The organism is Mycobacterium nebraskense, from assembly GCF_002102255.1.
GTDB classification, from domain to species: Bacteria; Actinomycetota; Actinomycetes; order Mycobacteriales; family Mycobacteriaceae; genus Mycobacterium; species Mycobacterium nebraskense.
Genome location: NZ_LQPH01000150.1, coordinates 57,947 through 74,389, shown reverse-complemented (window position 1 = coordinate 74,389; position 16,443 = coordinate 57,947). Strand labels below are relative to the sequence as shown.

At 67.9% G+C, this 16,443-nt stretch carries 16 protein-coding genes; 6 read left to right on the top strand and 10 right to left on the bottom strand.

The window, feature by feature from the left end:
* Positions 1 to 23: 23 nt before the first annotated feature.
* Together aroA and rsgA are read left to right on the top strand one after the other, a co-directional pair.
* Positions 24 to 1,316, top strand: coding sequence for a 3-phosphoshikimate 1-carboxyvinyltransferase (aroA, locus tag AWC17_RS21525; RefSeq protein ID WP_141224713.1), 1,293 nt, complete (start codon positions 24 to 26; stop codon positions 1,314 to 1,316).
* Positions 1,313 to 2,305, top strand: coding sequence for a ribosome small subunit-dependent GTPase A (rsgA, locus tag AWC17_RS21520; protein ID WP_046186588.1), 993 nt, complete (start codon positions 1,313 to 1,315; stop codon positions 2,303 to 2,305). The genes aroA and rsgA overlap by 4 nt, the downstream gene beginning before the upstream one ends.
* On the opposite strand, the gene AWC17_RS21515 is transcribed toward rsgA, so the two are convergent.
* Complete coding sequence (locus AWC17_RS21515; protein WP_046186587.1) at positions 2,292 to 2,765, bottom strand: winged helix-turn-helix transcriptional regulator; 474 nt, start codon at positions 2,763 to 2,765, stop codon at positions 2,292 to 2,294. The genes rsgA and AWC17_RS21515 overlap by 14 nt on opposite strands.
* Before the next feature lie 94 nt (positions 2,766 to 2,859).
* Between AWC17_RS21515 and AWC17_RS21510 the strand changes: the two genes are divergently transcribed.
* The 3 genes from AWC17_RS21510 to AWC17_RS21500 all read left to right on the top strand — a co-directional run bounded on the left by AWC17_RS21510 (position 2,860) and on the right by AWC17_RS21500 (position 5,708).
* Positions 2,860 to 4,032, top strand: coding sequence for a thiolase family protein (locus AWC17_RS21510; RefSeq protein ID WP_046186586.1), 1,173 nt, complete (start codon positions 2,860 to 2,862; stop codon positions 4,030 to 4,032).
* Between the two features lie 8 nt (positions 4,033 to 4,040).
* Entirely contained in the window at positions 4,041 to 5,129 is a 1,089-nt protein-coding gene (locus AWC17_RS21505) for an NmrA family NAD(P)-binding protein (protein ID WP_046186585.1), read from the top strand.
* Between the two features lie 90 nt (positions 5,130 to 5,219).
* Positions 5,220 to 5,708: a DUF302 domain-containing protein gene (locus AWC17_RS21500; RefSeq protein WP_046186584.1), complete on the top strand. Its 489-nt coding sequence runs from the start codon at positions 5,220 to 5,222 to the stop codon at positions 5,706 to 5,708.
* Here the strand turns inward: AWC17_RS21500 and AWC17_RS21495 are convergent, their stop codons facing one another.
* From AWC17_RS21495 to AWC17_RS21460, 8 genes are all read right to left on the bottom strand, one after another.
* Positions 5,709 to 6,245: a hypothetical protein gene (locus tag AWC17_RS21495; protein WP_085165077.1), complete on the bottom strand. Its 537-nt coding sequence runs from the start codon at positions 6,243 to 6,245 to the stop codon at positions 5,709 to 5,711. It lies immediately after the preceding gene.
* Positions 6,246 to 6,278: 33 nt separating this feature from the next.
* Positions 6,279 to 7,769, bottom strand: a complete 1,491-nt coding sequence (locus tag AWC17_RS21490) for a flavin-containing monooxygenase (RefSeq protein WP_046186258.1) — start codon at positions 7,767 to 7,769, stop codon at positions 6,279 to 6,281.
* Between the two features lie 75 nt (positions 7,770 to 7,844).
* Positions 7,845 to 8,906, bottom strand: coding sequence for an AraC family transcriptional regulator (locus AWC17_RS21485; RefSeq protein ID WP_082123172.1), 1,062 nt, complete (start codon positions 8,904 to 8,906; stop codon positions 7,845 to 7,847).
* Positions 8,907 to 9,029: 123 nt separating this feature from the next.
* Positions 9,030 to 10,325: a fatty acid desaturase family protein gene (locus AWC17_RS21480; protein WP_046186259.1), complete on the bottom strand. Its 1,296-nt coding sequence runs from the start codon at positions 10,323 to 10,325 to the stop codon at positions 9,030 to 9,032.
* Positions 10,326 to 10,409: 84 nt separating this feature from the next.
* The gene (locus AWC17_RS21475; protein WP_372517388.1) at positions 10,410 to 11,603 is read right to left on the bottom strand and encodes a ferredoxin reductase; all 1,194 of its coding nucleotides are present in this window, start codon (positions 11,601 to 11,603) and stop codon (positions 10,410 to 10,412) included.
* A 97-nt stretch (positions 11,604 to 11,700) separates the two neighbouring features.
* Positions 11,701 to 12,219 carry a DUF6912 family protein gene (locus AWC17_RS21470; RefSeq protein ID WP_047322018.1) on the bottom strand — a complete coding sequence of 173 codons (519 nt, stop codon included), beginning with the start codon at positions 12,217 to 12,219 and terminating at the stop codon, positions 11,701 to 11,703.
* A complete protein-coding gene (ppk2, locus tag AWC17_RS21465; RefSeq protein WP_082123261.1) occupies positions 12,216 to 13,052 on the bottom strand; it encodes a polyphosphate kinase 2 in 837 nt (278 codons plus the stop codon). The genes AWC17_RS21470 and ppk2 overlap by 4 nt, the downstream gene beginning before the upstream one ends.
* 68 nt (positions 13,053 to 13,120) lie before the next feature.
* Positions 13,121 to 14,539, bottom strand: a complete 1,419-nt coding sequence (locus AWC17_RS21460) for a WS/DGAT/MGAT family O-acyltransferase (protein ID WP_085165076.1) — start codon at positions 14,537 to 14,539, stop codon at positions 13,121 to 13,123.
* A gap of 184 nt (positions 14,540 to 14,723) precedes the next feature.
* Between AWC17_RS21460 and AWC17_RS21455 the strand changes: the two genes are divergently transcribed.
* A complete protein-coding gene (locus tag AWC17_RS21455) occupies positions 14,724 to 15,275 on the top strand; it encodes an Rv3235 family protein (RefSeq protein WP_047322016.1) in 552 nt (183 codons plus the stop codon).
* Positions 15,276 to 15,283: 8 nt separating this feature from the next.
* Here AWC17_RS21455 and AWC17_RS21450 read toward each other — a convergent pair whose 3' ends face one another.
* Positions 15,284 to 16,441 carry a cation:proton antiporter gene (locus tag AWC17_RS21450; protein ID WP_046186892.1) on the bottom strand — a complete coding sequence of 386 codons (1,158 nt, stop codon included), beginning with the start codon at positions 16,439 to 16,441 and terminating at the stop codon, positions 15,284 to 15,286.
* Between the last annotated feature and the right edge of the window lie 2 nt (positions 16,442 to 16,443).

Genomic DNA, 16,443 nt, shown 5'->3' with positions numbered 1-16,443 from the left:
CAAAGACACGCAATGATGGACCGGTGAGTATGTGGACGGCCCCAAGCGCGCCGAAACCGGTGCGCGCGACCGTGACCGTTCCGGGCTCGAAGTCGCAGACCAACCGGGCGCTGGTGCTGGCCGCCCTGGCGGCCGCGCAGGGCCACGGCACCCCCACCATCAGCGGAGCGCTGCGCAGCCGGGACACCGACCTGATGATCGGCGCGCTGCGCACCCTGGGGTTGCGCGTCGACGGCGCCGGGTCGGAGCTGACGGTGAGTGGTCGGATTGCTCCCGGGCCCGGCGCGCGAGTGGATTGCGGCCTGGCCGGTACGGTTCTGCGGTTCGTTCCGCCGCTGGCGGCGCTGGCCGAAGCGGTGGTCGAGTTCGACGGCGACGAGCAAGCCCGGGTGCGGCCCATCGCGCCGCTGCTCGACGCCCTGCGCGGTCTGGGCGTGCCGATCGAGGGCGCTGGTCTGCCCTTCCGGGTACATGGCAGCGGATCGGTCGCCGGGGGAACCGTGGCCATCGACGCTTCGGCGTCGTCGCAATTCGTGTCGGGGCTGCTGTTGTGCGCGGCGTCCTTCACCGGGGGCCTGACCGTGCAGCACACCGGTGCGACGCTGCCGTCGGCGCCGCACATCGCGATGACCGTGGTGATGCTGCGGCAGGCCGGCGTCGAAGTCGACGACTCGGTTCCCAACCGCTGGCGGGTGCGCCCCGGCCCGGTCGCGGCGCGGCACTGGGAGGTGGAACCCGATCTGACGAACGCCGTGCCGTTCCTGGCGGCGGCCGTGGTCAGCGGCGGAACGGTACGCATCACCGGCTGGCCGGCGGCCAGTGTGCAACCCTCCGAAAACATCCTGACCGTGCTGGGCAAGCTGAATGCCGTTGTCACTCACGGTGATTCGTTCCTCGAGGTGCAGGGGTCCGCCGATTACGACGGCTACCCCGGTTTCGATGTCGACCTGCGCGCCGTCGGCGAGCTGACCCCGGCGGTGGCGGCGCTGGCCGCGCTGGCCAAGCCGGGATCGGTTTCCCGCCTCTCCGGCATCGGCCACCTGCGGGGCCACGAGACCGACCGGCTGGCCGCGCTGAGCGCCGAGATCAATCGCCTGGGCGGCGACTGCGCCGAAACGCCCGACGGCCTGGTGATCACCGCGACACCGCTGCGGCCCGGCGTCTGGCGCGCCTACGCCGACCACCGGATGGCGATGGCGGGCGCGATCGTCGGGCTGCGGGTGGCCGGGGTCGAGGTGGACGACATCGGCTCCACCGCCAAGACGCTGCCGGAGTTTCCGCAGCTGTGGGCGCGAATGCTGGAGTCCACCGGTTGAAGCCCGGCGATTACGACGAATCCGACGTCAAGGTCCGCTCCGGCAGGGGCTCGCGACCGCGCACCAAGACTCGTCCCGAGCACGCCACCGCCGAATCCGCGATGGTCATCAGCGTCGACCGCGGCCGCTGGGGATGTGTGCTCGGCGGGGACCCCGATCGCCGGGTCACGGCCATGCGGGCCCGCGAACTGGGCCGCACCCCGATCGTCGTCGGCGACGACGTCGACATCGTCGGTGATCTGTCCGGACGGACGGACACCCTGGCCCGCATCGTGCGGCGAGGACCTCGGCGAACGGTGTTGCGGCGCACCGCCGATGACACCGATCCCACCGAACGCGTGGTGGTCGCCAACGCCGACCAACTGCTGATCGTGGTGGCGCTGGCCGACCCGCCGCCGCGCACGGGCCTGGTCGACCGCGCGCTGATCGCCGCCTATGCCGGCGGGCTGACGCCGATTCTGTGCCTGACCAAGACCGACCTCGCGCCACCGGAGCCGTTCGCCGAGCAGTTCGCCGACCTGGACCTGACGGTGGTCGCCGCCGGTGTCGACGATCCCCTGCTGGCGGTGGCAGAGTTGCTTCCCGGCAAGATCACGGTGTTGCTCGGACATTCCGGCGTCGGCAAGTCGACCTTGGTGAACCGTCTTGTGCCCGAGGCTGATCGGGCCGTCGGTGAGGTGACCGATATCGGCAGGGGGCGGCACACCTCGACGCAGACTGTGGCACTGCCGTTGGGAGACTCGCTGCCGGGGTCCGGCTGGGTGATCGACACCCCGGGGATCCGCTCGTTCGGGTTGGCCCACATCCGGCCCGACGACGTGCTGTCGTCGTTCTCCGACCTTGCCGAGGTGATCGAGGACTGCCCCCGTGGCTGCGGACACATGGGACCGCCGGCCGACCCCGAATGCGCGCTCGACACCCTGTCCGGCCCCGCCGCCCGCCGGGTGGCCGCGGCCCGCCGGCTGCTGGCCGCACTCAACCAGACTTAGCCAGCCGCACGCCGAGCTCGTCGGGTGGCACCAAATGCCCTTCCGTGCAACGCAGTTGGACCTCCGCGTCCGCGCCGCAGCCCAGATGGGTCAGGCGGAGCCGGTGCTGGCCCGGCAGGTGGCGCCGGCCCCACTCGAACATCGCCCACACCACCGGCATGAAGTCGATGCCGGCCTCGGTGAGCACATACTCCTCACGACGGCGCTGCCCGGGCTGGTGGTAAGGCTGCCGCTTCAGCAGCCCCAGCTCGACCAGTTCGGACAGCCGCGCCGAGGTGGCGGCCTTGGTGATGCCCACCCGGCGGGCGAAGTCATCGAAGCGCGTGGTGCCGTAATACGCCTCGCGCATGATGAGCATCGCGGATTTGGTGCCCACCAGCGCCATGGTCTTCTCGATCGCGCATTCGCCCACGGCCGACCAGGCATCGCGGTCGGCCAGCGGTCCCTGCAGCAGTGTCATAGATCACCTCCCGAGCTGGGTTGCATTTAGTGTACCTAGATGTTTACCTGGGTACAGGGATCTATACCTAGATTGTGGGACTCGAGGAGGAGCCATGAACCGCGACGCCGTCATCGTCGGAGCTGTCCGCACCCCCATCGGCAAGGGCAAGCCCAGCGGTGCGCTGCACGACGTGCTGCCCGCCGACCTGCTGGCGCACAGCCTGCGCGAACTGGTGACGCGCAGCGGCGTGGACCCGGCGCAGATCGACGACGTCATCGCCGGCGCCGTCGCCCAGGTCGGCGACCAGGCGGTCAACATCGCCCGCAATGCGTTGCTGGGCGCCGGATTCCCCGAGTCGGTTCCCGGCGTCACCATCGACCGCCAGTGCGGCAGCAGCCAGCAGGCCATCAGCTTCGCCGCCCAGGGCGTGCTTTCCGGCGCCTACGACCTCGTCGTCGCCGCCGGCGTGGAGTCGATGGGCCGCGTCCCCATGGGCACCTCGGTGCTGCCGGGTAGCAATCCCTTTGGCGACGACATGACGCGGCGCTACCCCGACGGCCTGGTGCCGCAGGGCATCAGCGCCGAACTGATCGCCGCGCGGTGGGGCTTCTCGCGCACCCAGCTCGACGAATTCTCCGCCGGCAGCCACGACAAGGCCGCCCGCGCCACCAAGGACGGGCTGTTCGACAACGAGCTGATCCCGATCGCCGGGCTTGTCACCGACGAATTCATCCGGCCCGGCACGACGGTCGAGACGCTGGCCGGGCTGCAGCCCGCGTTCTACAGCGAGGCGATGAAAGCCCGCTTCCCGCAGATCGACTGGTCGATCACCGCCGGCAACTCCTCGCCGCTCTCCGACGGCAGCGCCGCCGTGCTGATCACCACCAGCGAGGTCGCCAAGAAGCTCGGCCTGCGCCCGCTGGCCCGCATACACACCACCACCGTCGTCGGCTCCGATCCGCTCTACATGCTGACCGGGGTCATCCCGGCCACGGAAAAGGTGCTCCACCGCGCCGGGCTGACGCTGGCCGACATCGACCTGTTCGAGGTGAACGAGGCGTTTGCGCCCGTCGTGCTCGCGTGGGCGCAGGACACGGGGGCCGACCTGGCCAAGACGAACGTCAACGGCGGTGCCATCGCGATCGGCCACCCGCTGGGCGCCAGCGGCGCTCGCATCATGACGACACTCGTCAACGCGCTCGAACAGCGCGGCGGCAGGTATGGCCTGCAGACGATGTGCGAGGGGGGCGGCATGGCCAACGCCACCATCATCGAGCGGCTGTGACACCGACGATGTCTTCGCACACCACCTCGAAAATATTTGTCATCGGCGGCACCGGCGCCCAGGGTATTCCCATCATCCGTGCCCTGGTCGCCGACAAGAAATACTCGGTTCGACTCCTCAGCCGCGACCCCGGCTCCCGACGAGCCAAGGACCTCCTCGCCCTCGACAACGTCTCCGTCCTGGAAGGCTCATTCGCCGACGAAGCGATCCTGCGCGAGGGATTCCGCGGTTGCGACGGAGCATTCATCAACATCGACGGGTTCAATACCGGTGAGAAATCCGAGATCTACTGGGCGATGCGCAGTTACGAGATAGCCATCGAAGAAGGAATCAAGTTCTTCGTCTATGGAAACCTCGACTATGGGCTCAAGAAGTCAGGATATGACTCTCGATTCCGCACCGGCCACTATGACGGCAAGGGCCGCGTGGGCGAGTGGATCCTGTTCCAGAATCAGATGAATAGCGATCGAATGGGCGCAGCGCTCTTCACTTCGGGTCCCTACATCGAGATGGTGATTTCACCCGGGACACCCATGGCGCCCACCGTGGAGGACGGTGTCTTAACTTGGCGGGTTCCGCTTGGCGCGGGAGCTGTGCCACATGTGTCTCTCGAAGACTGCGGATACTATGTTCGTTGGCTTTTCGACAATCCCGAGCGCGCGAATGGGATGGACCTCGAAGTCGCTATTGACCAGATTGGCTACGCGGATCTCGCTGCAGCGTTTGAGAAGGTCACCGGACATCCCGCGCGCTACATCGACACCGATTTGGACACGTACTGGCGCGAGGGTCCCCTGAGCAGGATCGCCGATACGCCCGCTGGGTACAACGCGGACCCGAATGACAAGAGCACCATGAACATCCGCGACAACTTCACGGGATTCTGGAATCTCTGGAAATTCACAGTCGTCAAGCGCGATTACGCCCTGCTCGACGAGATCCACCCGAATCGGATCAGGAGTGCCGAGGAGTGGTTCCGGAGAGAAGACGAATTAGGGAGAGCGCTGAGGAAGGGCGGGCTTTGGGAGAGGGTTCAACCGGAGAACTGGACTCCAATCCTGAAGGTTGGCGAGGATATGCGGACAGGGAAATTGTAGATCGGCGCACGGATCGGCCTGAAAGGTGTTGGAGAACATGGATTTACGACTTCGCGTGGTATCCCATCATCGAGCGGAGGGGCTAGTCCGGTGACTGAGACCCGCTTCGGCGGTGTGCGGGTGCGCTACGACAGCGCCAAGAGCTACGACGAGGTGCTCGCCGCGTTGCTGGCCGACATCGGCGAGCAGCCCGTCCCGATCAACGACATCGCGACGACCACCGACAGCTGGCAGTCCTATCAGGAACGGGTCGAATCCCACGTCGGACCAAGCGGATTCATGCTGTTCGGCATCGTCGACCACGGCACGTGGATCACCAAGGCCGGCATCGACCGCAAGACGATCCGCGTCATTCTCGGCAACCCGTTGATCGCGATCACGATGCTGCGCCACGACGTGACCGCTGGCCTGTTCGTGCCGGTCGAGCTGCTGCTGGCCGACGAGGGCGCCGGCAGCAGCCTGACCTACGTCAAGCCGTCGTCGCTGATGGTCGTCGAGCCCAATCCCGAATTGCTCAGCGCCGCAGAACAACTCGACGCCAAGCTGGCGGCGCTGGCCGCCAAGGTGACTGAGGGTTGATCAGAGCCAGCCGGTGCGGGCGGCGGCAACCGGCTCGGCGGGCGCCGGAGCCAATTCCCCGTCCCGCACCCCGTCGAGCATCCGCTTCACCGCCGCGACGATCTCCGGGGCCGCCGCGGCCAGGCCGGCCTTGTCGGCCTCGCTGACCTCATCGGGATCGACGCCCGCCCGGGCCAGCACGGCGGCCGGGTCGGCCAGCTGATCGGCCAGCCAGGACACCGGGTCGGCCGACAGCTCGGGGACGAAGTGCCGCCGGCCGGGTTCCCAGCCGTCGAACCGCGGGTGGTGATGGGCCCGGTCCAGCGTCCCGGGCGGGCTCTCGGTGGATCCGAACAGATCCACCCGCCACACCGGGCGGTTGAATCCGATCGGGACGCCGGCGTAGATCGACCCCTGCGGCTCATCCCGATCGACGAGGCGCAGTTCCAGCCTGACTCCCCGTTCCGGGGTCTCCTGACCTTTGAGCGGAGTCGGGTCGACGAAGAACATGTCCCCGACGACCACACCCATGGTTTCGAATCCGAACGCTGCGAGCATATTTCCGAGCGTAGTCCCGGCCGCCGAACCGGGTCACGCGCCAACCTTCTTGGCCGCGCGCTCGGGCAGCACTTGCTCGTAGTCCGCGAGGGCCACTGTCCTTGTGCGGCGCTGGTATTCGTGTACCAGCCCCGGCCAGTTGGTGGTGACGCGGCCGGAGGCGGTGCGGTACCAGGAGTCGCAGGTGGTCCAGACGCCGGCGTCCAGGCGGGACTGGACCTCCGCATCGTAGGCCTGCTCCACGGCGGCCCGGACTTCGAACGCGCGGGCCACGCCCCCGCTGGCGAGCTCTTCGGTGATCTGGCGGATGTAGCGGGCCTGCTGTTCCATCATCAGGATGATCGAGCTGCTGCCTAGATTGGTGTTCGGTCCGTAGATCAGGAACATGTTCGGGAAGCCCGGCACGGCCATGCCCAGGTGGGCGCGCGCACCCTCGGCCCACTCGGCATGCAGGTCGCGCCCGTCGCGGCCGGTGATCGTCATCGGGGCAAGGAACTCGGTCGCCTTGAATCCGGTGCCGTAGATGATGACGTCTACCTCATGCAGCCGGCCGTCTGCGGTGCGCACACCCGTGGGCGCCACCTCGGTGATCGCCTCGGTCTCGACATCGACGTTGTCGCAGGCCAGCGCCGGATACCAGTCGTTGCTGAACAGCACGCGCTTGCAGCCGATCGGGTAGTCGGGCGTGAGCTTGGCCCGCAGCATCGGATCTTTGATGTGGCGCTTGAGGTTTGCCGACGCGACGACGCCCATCAGGCGGGCGAGCGGGGCGAGCTTGGTCAGCGCGAGGCCGAAAAACTCCGAGATCTCCCAGATCAGCCCGCGCATGGCGGCGGCGAACCCGGGCACCTTCCGGAAGGCGGCGCGGTGCGCGTCGGTGTAGGCGCGGTCCGGCTTCGGGATGACGTACGGTGCGGAGCGCTGAAAAACGGTGACTCGCTTGGCAGTCTCGCGAATGCGCGGAACGAACTGGATCGCCGACGCGCCGGTGCCGAGGACGGCGACGCGCATGCCTGCCAGGTCGACGTCGTGGCGCCACTGGGCCGAATGGAACGACGGGCCCGCGAATGTGTCGAGTCCCGGGATGTTCGGGAACGCCGGCCGCGACAGCTGTCCCACGGCGGGCACCAGGACGTCGGCCTCGAAGGTTTCGCCGGAGGCGGCCGCGACCCGCCAGGTGGCGGCGCTCTCGTCGTACTCAGCCGAGGTGACCTCGACCCCGGTCCGCACCAGGTCGCGCAGGCCGAACCGGTCGGCGGTGTCATGGATGTAGCCGAGGATGTCGGGCTGCTCGGCGTACCGCCGACCCCAGTCGGTCTTTCGGGCGAAGGAGTAGGAGTACAGGTTCGACGGGACGTCGCAGGCGGCACCGGGGTAGGTGTTCTCCCGCCAGACGCCGCCGACGTCGTCGGCCTTCTCCAGCACGGTCACGTCGGCGAGACCGCCCCTCGATAGCTCGTAGGCGGCGGCGAGGCCACCGAAGCCGGCCCCGATCACCAATATCCGAGGACGAGTTGAAGTCATGACTCAAACGGTAGGGGCGCGCGGCACGTCAGGGGCAGCCGATTGCGGTCGGCAAATCCATGATTCCGGCCACGCTCAGCCGGCGGCCAACCGCTCGCGGGGCGCGACCGAACGCTGGTAGCGGGCGGGAGTTGTGCCCGTCCACCGTTTGAACGCGGCGATGAAACTCGTCGCCTCCGCGTAGCCCAGCCGCAATGCGACGTCATCCACCGAAAGCGCGCCCGTTGCCAACAGCTCCTCGGCGAGAACCCGGTGCACCTCCTCGACCAGATCCCGGAAGGTCGTGTTCTCCTCGGCAAGCCGCCGGCGCAGCGTCCGCTCGCTCATCGCCAGTTGCCGGGCGACGGCCGCGATCGTGTGGGGTTGGCCGTCGATCGACGCCAGTCGCTCACGGACTTGCCGGGCGACACCGGTCCGCTCCCGGCGGCGCTCCAACAGGGCGCGGCACTGCTGCTCGCACATGGCCACGCTGATCTCGCTGGCCTGCGGGAGCGGGTTGTCCAGCAGCACGGCCGGCCAGCGCGCCACGTTGGCCGGCGAATCGTAGCGCGGGGTCACGCCGAATGCCTTGCACGCCAAGGCGTCCGACGAAGGCGCCGGGCCCGCGAACTCGATCGAGGTGAACGGAACGGGACGGCCGAGCAGCTCCGCCATGACCCGCGCGATGGCCGCCAAGTCGCGTCGCACCAGAAACTCCGCGACCGGGCCGGTCAGGTCGGGCAGGTCGAGCCGCATCGCCGCCACCGGCCCCTCCACCGTGACGGTCGGCAGGCAGAAGCCGTAGCTGAGTTCATAGAACCGGGCCGCGAACCGGACGGCGTCACCCAATGTCGAACTGGTCAGGCAGGCAAAACCGAAGATGCCCAGCGATCCGACGTGATAGCCGCCGCCAACCCGCACCCCGAGGTCGGCCGGGTCACCCAGCAGGTTCACCAGATTCGTCACCACCGCCAGCTCCTGGCGCCCGACGATCATCCGATTGTGGTCCCGCAGGTCGGCCTCCGACAGGCCGGTCCCCTTGAGCACGTCCGCTACGGCAAGCCCGTTCTCGCAACCGAATTCGGCCATCAACGCGACGCTGGCCATGCTGCGCGGGAAATCCCAGTGCGACACGTGCGATCCGACGAACACCTGCACGTATCCCAGTATGGCGAACGACGATGGGCGAGGGCGGCTAGACCGCCGGCCGCGCCGAACGTGCACTCACTGCGAGAAAGAGCCCCCGAAAGCCCGCGCTGAGTACCCGTTCGGTGCGAAACGCTAGGCCGCCAGGTCGTTCGCGCCGCCGACCGCCCGCCGCGCATCCCGCTGCGCGCGCTTGGCGCGCCGCCAGCCACGCACGGTCGAGATGGCGGTCTTCAGCCCGCGCCGCCGGCCGGTCTCCGGGTCGGTGCCAGCGAAACCGGGCTCCAGTTCGGCGAACATGCGCTCGCTGCGGGTTTCCGGGGCGTTGTCGGCGTCGTCGCGCAGGTATTTGTTGGGCAGCGACAGCTTGGCCAGCGTGCGCCAGGTCTTGCCGTACTGCATGAGGAAAGAGCCGGTGGTGTACGGCAGGTCGTACTTGTCGCAGATCTCGCGCACCCGCACAGAGATCTCCGCGTACCGGTTACTCGGCAGGTCCGGGAACAGATGGTGCTCAATCTGGTGGCACAGGTTCCCGCTCATGAACCGCAGCGCGGGCCCGGCCTCGAAGTTGGCGCTGCCCAGCATCTGGCGCAGGTACCACTGCCCCTTGGTCTCGCCGATCATGTCGGTCTTGGTGAATTTCTCTGCGCCGTCGGGGAAATGGCCGCAGAAGATGACGGCGTTGGCCCACACGTTGCGGATCACGTTGGCAACCGCGTTGGCCTTCAACGTGGACGTGTACGTGGCTCCGGGCGACAGCGCGGTCAGCGCCGGGAAGGCGACATAGTCCTTGAGCACCTGCCGACCGGCCTTGGCCAGGAACTCGTCCGTCCTTTGCCGGGCGTCGTCGTGATCCATCCGCTTCTTGGCGATCTTGCCGAGCTCGACGTGCTGCAGGCCCACGCCCCACTCGAAGAGGAGCGCGAGCAGGGTGTTGTACACCAGGTTGAAGATGTTGAAGCGCTTCCAGCGCTGGTCGCGGGTGACGCGCAGCAAGCCGTAGCCGACGTCGTCGTCCATCCCGAGGATGTTCGTGTACTTGTGGTGCACGAAGTTGTGGGTGTAGCGCCAGTGCTTGGACGACCCGCTCATGTCCCACTCCCACGTCGAGGAGTGGATCTCCGGGTCGTTCATCCAGTCCCACTGGCCGTGCATGACGTTGTGGCCGATTTCCATGTTCTCGACGATCTTGGCCACGCCCAGTGTGACGGTTCCCGCCCACCAGGCCGAGCGCCGCGAACTGGCGGTGAGCATCAGCCGGCCGGCCACCTCTAGCGCGCGCTGGGCTGCGATGGTGCGGCGGATGTAACGGGCGTCGCGCGCCCCACGAGAGTCTTCAATGTCCTGGCGGATGGCGTCGAGCTCAACGGCCAGGCTTTCGATGTCGGCGTCCGTCAGATGGGCGAATACGTCGACGTCGGTGATCGCCATCGTCTTTTTCTCCCTGCGGTCGTTGTGTGTTACTGACCTACGCTATCGTAACCTACGAACGCGTAGGTTACCTGTGAGTAGCCTTTAGATGTCGAGCACACAATCGCCGGAAGCGGCCGATATGCAGGTCTGAATCCGGGTGCCCGGTTCGTGTTCCGCGCCGGTGCGCAGGTCACGGACGTGGCCCTCCACCAGGCTCACCACGCACGACTGGCATATACCCATTCGGCAGCCGAAGGGCATCTGCACGCCGGCGCCCTCGCCCGCGTCCATCAACGACGTCGCGGCATCGGCCGCGACGGCGCGACCGCTCCGGGCGAAGGTGACCGTTCCGCCGGCGCCCGCCGGCGCGGCCTTGGATACAGCGAATCGCTCGAGGTGCAGCCGGTCGCCGGCGCCCGCCGCCGACCAGATCTTTTCGGCCTGGGCCAGCATGCCCTCCGGCCCGCAGGCCCAGGTGTGGCGTTCACGCCAGTCCGGTACCTCGTGGTCGAGCAGGGCGAGGTCGAGCCGGCCCTGGGTGCGGGTTTCGCGCAGCAGCAGGCGATAGCCCGGATGGTCCGCGGCCAGGGCGGCCAGCTCGGCGCGAAACATCACGTCGGATTCGGTGGGCGCCGAATGCACGTGCGTGATGTCACCAATCTGGTTGCGGCGCACCAGGGTTCGCAGCATGGACATCACCGGCGTGATCCCGGATCCGGCGGTGAGGAACAGGATCGACGGCGGCGCGGGGTCGGGCAGCACGAAGTTGCCCTGTGGCGCGGCCAGCCGGACGATGGTCCCCCGCTCGACGCCCGCCACCAGGTGGGTCGAGAGGAACCCTTCAGGCATCGCCTTCACGGTGATGGTCACCGTGCGCGACGAGCCGGATCCGGAGGTCGCGGCGGGACTCGACGTGAGCGAATACGAACGCCAGCGCCAGCGTCCGTCCATCAGCAGGCCGATCCCGATGTACTGACCCGGCTGGTAGTCGAAGTTGAAGCCCCAACCCGGCTTGATCACCAGCGTCGCGGAATCCTCCGTCTCGCGGCGCACCTCCAGGATGCGGCCCCGCAGTTCGCGCGCCGACCACAGCGGATTGGCCAGATGCAGGTAGTCGTCGGGCAGCAACGGCGTCGTGATGCGCGCGGCGATCTTGCGCAGCGCGTGCCAACCGGGATGCCGGTCGGCGCCGGCGACGACGGGCCGCTTGGTCTCGACGACGTTGCCCGTAATCGAGGGGTTACGTCTGCCCAGAGGAAGCTCCTGATCACTAAGCGGCTTGTTGCTTACGCTCATATTGTGATCGATTCTGTGCGCTTCACGAAACCTACGGTACCGTAACCTACGGTGTCGTAGCTAGCGTTGTGGCCCGGACTGCGTCACATTCCGCCGGTCAGAGCAGCTCGAGCAGGAACGGCAGCTCCTGGTTGGCGTACCACGCCAAGTCATGGTCTTGAGCGTCGCCGACGATCAGCTCGGCGTCCTCGTCGCCCAGGTCGGCGTCGTCGATGGCCTCGATCGCCATCATCACGGCCGGCTCGGCCTCCGCGTTGTCGACGTAGGCGGCGACCACGTCCTGAAGCGCGACGGGCGCACCGAGCCTCACCACCGCGTCGTCGAGGTCGGGACGGTAGCTGACGTCGTCGACCTCGGCGGCCAGCACCGCGCGCCGCGGCGGCAGGGACTCGGCGGCGGCGGCTCCTTCGGCTTCCGAGTCGGCCAGCAGCCGCAGCGACGCCAGCGCCGCCTCGCGCAGCGCGACCTCGGCGAGCTCGTCGTCATCACCCTCCGCGTACGCCTCGCGCAACGTCGGCGTCAGAGCGAACGCAGTGCCGTTGACGGGCCGCAACGATCCGTCGGCGACGAGCCGCTGCAACATGGCCAGCGTGGCCGGAATGTAGACGAGCGTCATCGATCCCCGATCAGTGTGGCCACGTAGTCGTCGACGTACTTGGACAGCTCACGCGGCGGGCGCTGGTAGTTTCCGCTGACCACCGGACTCTTGGGCAGTTTGACGTGGGGCCGCTCGACGTCGTGATATTCGATGGTAGACAGCAGATGGGCCATCATGTTCAACCGCGCGTGCTTTTTTATGTCCGATTCCACGACATACCAAGGGCTGACCGGGGTATCGGTGTGCACCATCATTTCGTCCTTGGCGCGTGAATAATCCTCCCGCCGATACAGCGATTCCGTGTCCATCGGGCTGAGTTTCCATTGCCGCACAGGGTCATTGCGCCGCGCCTTGAACCGGCGCAGTTGCTCGGCCGCGGAGACCGAAAACCAATATTTGCGCAGCAGGATGCCGTCATCGATCAGCATCTGCTCGAAGATCGGGGTCTGCCGCAAGAACAGCACGTGCTCTTGCGGCGTGCAGAATCCCATGACTTTCTCCACGCCGGCGCGGTTGTACCACGACCGGTCGAACAGCACGATCTCCCCTTTGGCGGGCAGATGGGCGATATAACGCTGGTAATACCACTGGCCGCGTTCCCGCTCGGTCGGCGCGGGCAACGCGGCGATGCGGGCGACGCGCGGGTTGAGGTATTCGGTGATCCGCTTGATGGTTCCGCCCTTGCCCGCTCCGTCGCGGCCTTCGAAGACGACCACCAGGCGTTGGCCGGTATGCCGCACCCACTCTTGCAGCTTCACGAATTCCGTTTGCAACCGGAACAATTCGGCTTGGTATACGTCGTCGGAAATCCTCGGCGCGTTCGGCTCCGTTGATTTCGCGGAATTCGCCATGGGGCCATTCGTCGCGTTGCTCACATCAACGAATGATAGAACCGGCCACCGGTTTTCACCGCGAGTAATTACCGGGAAGCTTCGAGCAATTCCTCGAGCGATTGTTTCAACAGGCCGGGCAGCAGCTCGACGTCGCTCATCGCTTCGCGGTCGGCATTGATGCCGAAATACAGCATGCCGTTATAGGACGTCACGCTGATGGCCAGCGCCTGGTTGTGCAGCAGCGGCGGCACGGCGTAGGTCTCCAGCAACTTGGTGCCGGCGATGTACATCTGCGACTGAGCCCCGGGCGCGTTGGTGATCAGCAGGTTGAAGGTCCGCCTGGAAAAGCTCGGGAAACTGGTGGCCACCCGGATACCCATGGCGTGCAGCGTGGGTGGCGCGAATCCCGACAGGGTGACGATGGTCCTGGCGTCCACCAGGCGCGCGGCCGTCGGGTTCGACTCGGTGGTGTGCGCGATCTGCGAAAGCCGCACCACCGCGTTCGGCTCCGCCACCGGCAGGTCGACCAAGAACGGCATCACTTGGCTGATGGCCTGGCCGGGGCCGGTCGCGTCGAGCTGGCCGTCGGCGTAGACGGGGAGCGGCGCCATGGCCCGCACCGTCGCGGTCGGCGACACCGCCACCCCGCGTGACATCAGCCAGCTGCCCAAGGCCCCGGCGATCACCGCGAGCACCACGTCGTTGACGTCGCAGTCATACCGCGCGCGGACGGTGCGGTAGTCGTCGAGGTTGCCGCAGGCGACCGTGAACCGCCGGTGGCGCGAAACGGTGGCATTGAGCGGGCTGCTGGGCGCGGTGCCGCGCGCCACGGCGCGCGCGAAATCGAGGACCCGGCGGCCGGCGGCGACGAGTTCGCCGTGGTTGGTCACCAGCCCGCCGACGGCCGACCCGACGGCCTGCAGCTGGGTGCCCGGCCCCACGAACCAGTCACCGAGGGCCCCGAAGATCAGCCGCGCGTTGCCCGGGTCGCGTTCCGGGACCCAGATGTCTTCGGGGAACGCCAGCGGACGTTTGGTGCGATCGGCGATGACGTGGTTGATCTCCAGCGCCGTCATGCCGTTGATGAGCGCTTGATGCGACTTGGTGTAGAGGGCGACCCGGTTCTTGGACAGGCCCTCGACCAGATACATCTCCCACAGCGGCCGCGACTTGTCCAGCGGCCGGGCCGCCAGCCGGGCGATCAGCTCGTGCAGCTGTTCGTCGCTGCCCGGCGAGGGCAGCGCTGAACGCCGCACGTGATAGGTGATGTCGAAGTCGGCGTCGTCGGTCCACACGGGCCGGGCCGAGCCCACCCGCACCTCCCGGACTTTCTGCCGATAGCGCGGGATTTGGGGCAACCGCTGTTCGACGGTGGCGAGCAGCGTCTCGTAGCTCAATCCCGCGCGCGGCCGGCGCAGGATCGACAGCGATCCGACATACATCGGGGTGGCCGTGTTTTCCAGCCGAAAAAACGATGCGTCCGATGGGGACAACCGGGTCACCATAGGGCGCAGTCCTCCTCACCGAATCATGGCCCTGTTGCTTAAGGAGATGTCCCGCCCACGGTAATCGTCTGGCCGGTCCCCGGCCGAGCGCGGGTACGCGCGAGCGCGAGTTGTGCCATGATGACCACTGCCCAGCCACTCTCCAGCGGGCTCCCGGTTCGACCGAAGAGTTGGAGAGTGCGCGTTGAACACCCGTCCTGTCGTGGGTACGCCCGACGCCTTCGCCGTCCTACCCGTCGTCGACTACGAGCCTCCGACACAAGACGTACCGCGGAACGGTCCTGCGTGCCGGCAATCGTCACGCGCACCATCGCGCCGGCGCAGCACCCACGCGCCGCACCGGCCGTACCCGCCCGGCAGGCAGCCGACCGAGGAGCCGCGGGCCGCGATGTCCGGGCAGATGCGCCAGGCGGCGATCTTCGCCGACGCGGCCCTGCGCCGGGTGCTGGAAGTCATCGACCGCCGCCGCCCACCCGCCCAGCTGCGCCCCTTGCTGACGCCCAGCCTGGTGGATTCCGTCGTCTCGGTGGGCCATTCGGCCGCCGGCCACGAGGGCGCCGCGGTGCTCCGACGGATGCGCCTGCAGCCGGCCGGTCACCGGGATCCGGGGGCCGCGGCCGAAGTTTCCGGCTCGTACAGCCGCGGGGACCGGATCCACGCGATCGCCTGCCGCGTCGAGCGGGTGCCCGCCGGTTCCGGCACTCGCTGGCTGGTGGTGGCCCTGCACATCGGCTGACCGCCTGGTCAGCGCGCAGGCCCGGCGCTGGGCGCCAGCGGACCGCCCGTGTAGCGGGTCAGCACCGGACCCGCGATCGCCATGATAAAGACGTACGACGTCGCCAGCGCGGCGACCGCGGGGATCGACGTGCCCGCCAATCCGATGATGATCAGCGAGAATTCGCCCCTGGCAATGAGGGCGGTGCCCGCACGCAGTTGCCCGCGCCGCGCCACTCCGTCGCGCCGGGCGGCGAACATGCCGGTGGCCACCTTCGTCGCCGCGGTCACCACAGCCAGCAACAGCGCCGCCGGAAGCATCGGGATCAGCTCGTGCGGATCGACCGAAAAGCCGATCGCCAGGAAGAAGATCGCGGCGAACAGATCCCGCAACGGGCCCAGCACCTTGCGCGCCCGGCCCGCCGTGTCCCCGGTCAGCGTGAGCCCCACCAGGAACGCGCCCACGGCGGCCGACGCGTGCAGGGATTCGGCGATCGCCGCCACGATCAACGTGACACCCAGCACCCTGAGCAGCAGCTGTTCGGAGTCGGGGTGTTCGACCAGCCGGCCGACGTGGTGGCCCCAGCGGTAGGACGCGGCGAACGCCGCCAGCAGCGCGGCCACCGCCACCACCATGCCGCCGACGGCGCGCAGCCAGCCGCCACCCGCTGCCAGGACCGCGAACAGCGGCAGGTAGGCCGCCATCGCGAAGTCTTCGAGGACCAGCACGGAAAGCACCGCCGGCGTTTCGCGGTTACCGAGCCGGCGCAAGTCCTCCAGCAGGCGCGCAATGACACCCGACGAGGAGATGTAGGTGACGCCGGCCAGGCACAGGATGGCCACGCCGTCCAATCCCAGCAGCCAGCCGGCAACCGCGCCGGGCGCCGCATTGAGGACGATGTCGACACCCGCGGACGGCAGGTGGTGGCGCAGGCTGGCGGCGAATTCAGCCGCGGAGAACTCCAGGCCCAGGGTCAGCAGCAGCAACACGATGCCGATGGGCGCGCTTGTCGTGATGAACTGACCGCCGGCGGCCAGCGGGAGGATCCCGCCCTTGCCCAGCGACAGGCCCGCCAGCAGGTACACCGGAATCGGAGACAAAGCGAATCGCCGTGCGACGCCGCCTAATACGGCCAGCGTGGCCAGGAGGGCGCCGAGTTGTAGCAGCAGCGCCCACGAAACTTGCACCG

Coding starts and splice junctions, on each gene's coding strand:
- ppk2 (WP_082123261.1), bottom strand. CDS start 13,052: ATGGCGAATTCCGCGAAATCAACGGAGCCGAACGCGCCGAGGATTTCC.
- AWC17_RS21495 (WP_085165077.1), bottom strand. CDS start 6,245: ATGCTCGCAGCGTTCGGATTCGAAACCATGGGTGTGGTCGTCGGGGAC.
- AWC17_RS21515 (WP_046186587.1), bottom strand. CDS start 2,765: ATGACACTGCTGCAGGGACCGCTGGCCGACCGCGATGCCTGGTCGGCC.
- AWC17_RS21490 (WP_046186258.1), bottom strand. CDS start 7,769: ATGACTTCAACTCGTCCTCGGATATTGGTGATCGGGGCCGGCTTCGGT.
- AWC17_RS21460 (WP_085165076.1), bottom strand. CDS start 14,539: ATGGTGACCCGGTTGTCCCCATCGGACGCATCGTTTTTTCGGCTGGAA.
- AWC17_RS21510 (WP_046186586.1), top strand. CDS start 2,860: ATGAACCGCGACGCCGTCATCGTCGGAGCTGTCCGCACCCCCATCGGC.
- AWC17_RS21505 (WP_046186585.1), top strand. CDS start 4,041: ATGTCTTCGCACACCACCTCGAAAATATTTGTCATCGGCGGCACCGGC.
- AWC17_RS21480 (WP_046186259.1), bottom strand. CDS start 10,325: ATGGCGATCACCGACGTCGACGTATTCGCCCATCTGACGGACGCCGAC.
- AWC17_RS21470 (WP_047322018.1), bottom strand. CDS start 12,219: ATGACGCTCGTCTACATTCCGGCCACGCTGGCCATGTTGCAGCGGCTC.
- AWC17_RS21475 (WP_372517388.1), bottom strand. CDS start 11,603: ATGAGCGTAAGCAACAAGCCGCTTAGTGATCAGGAGCTTCCTCTGGGC.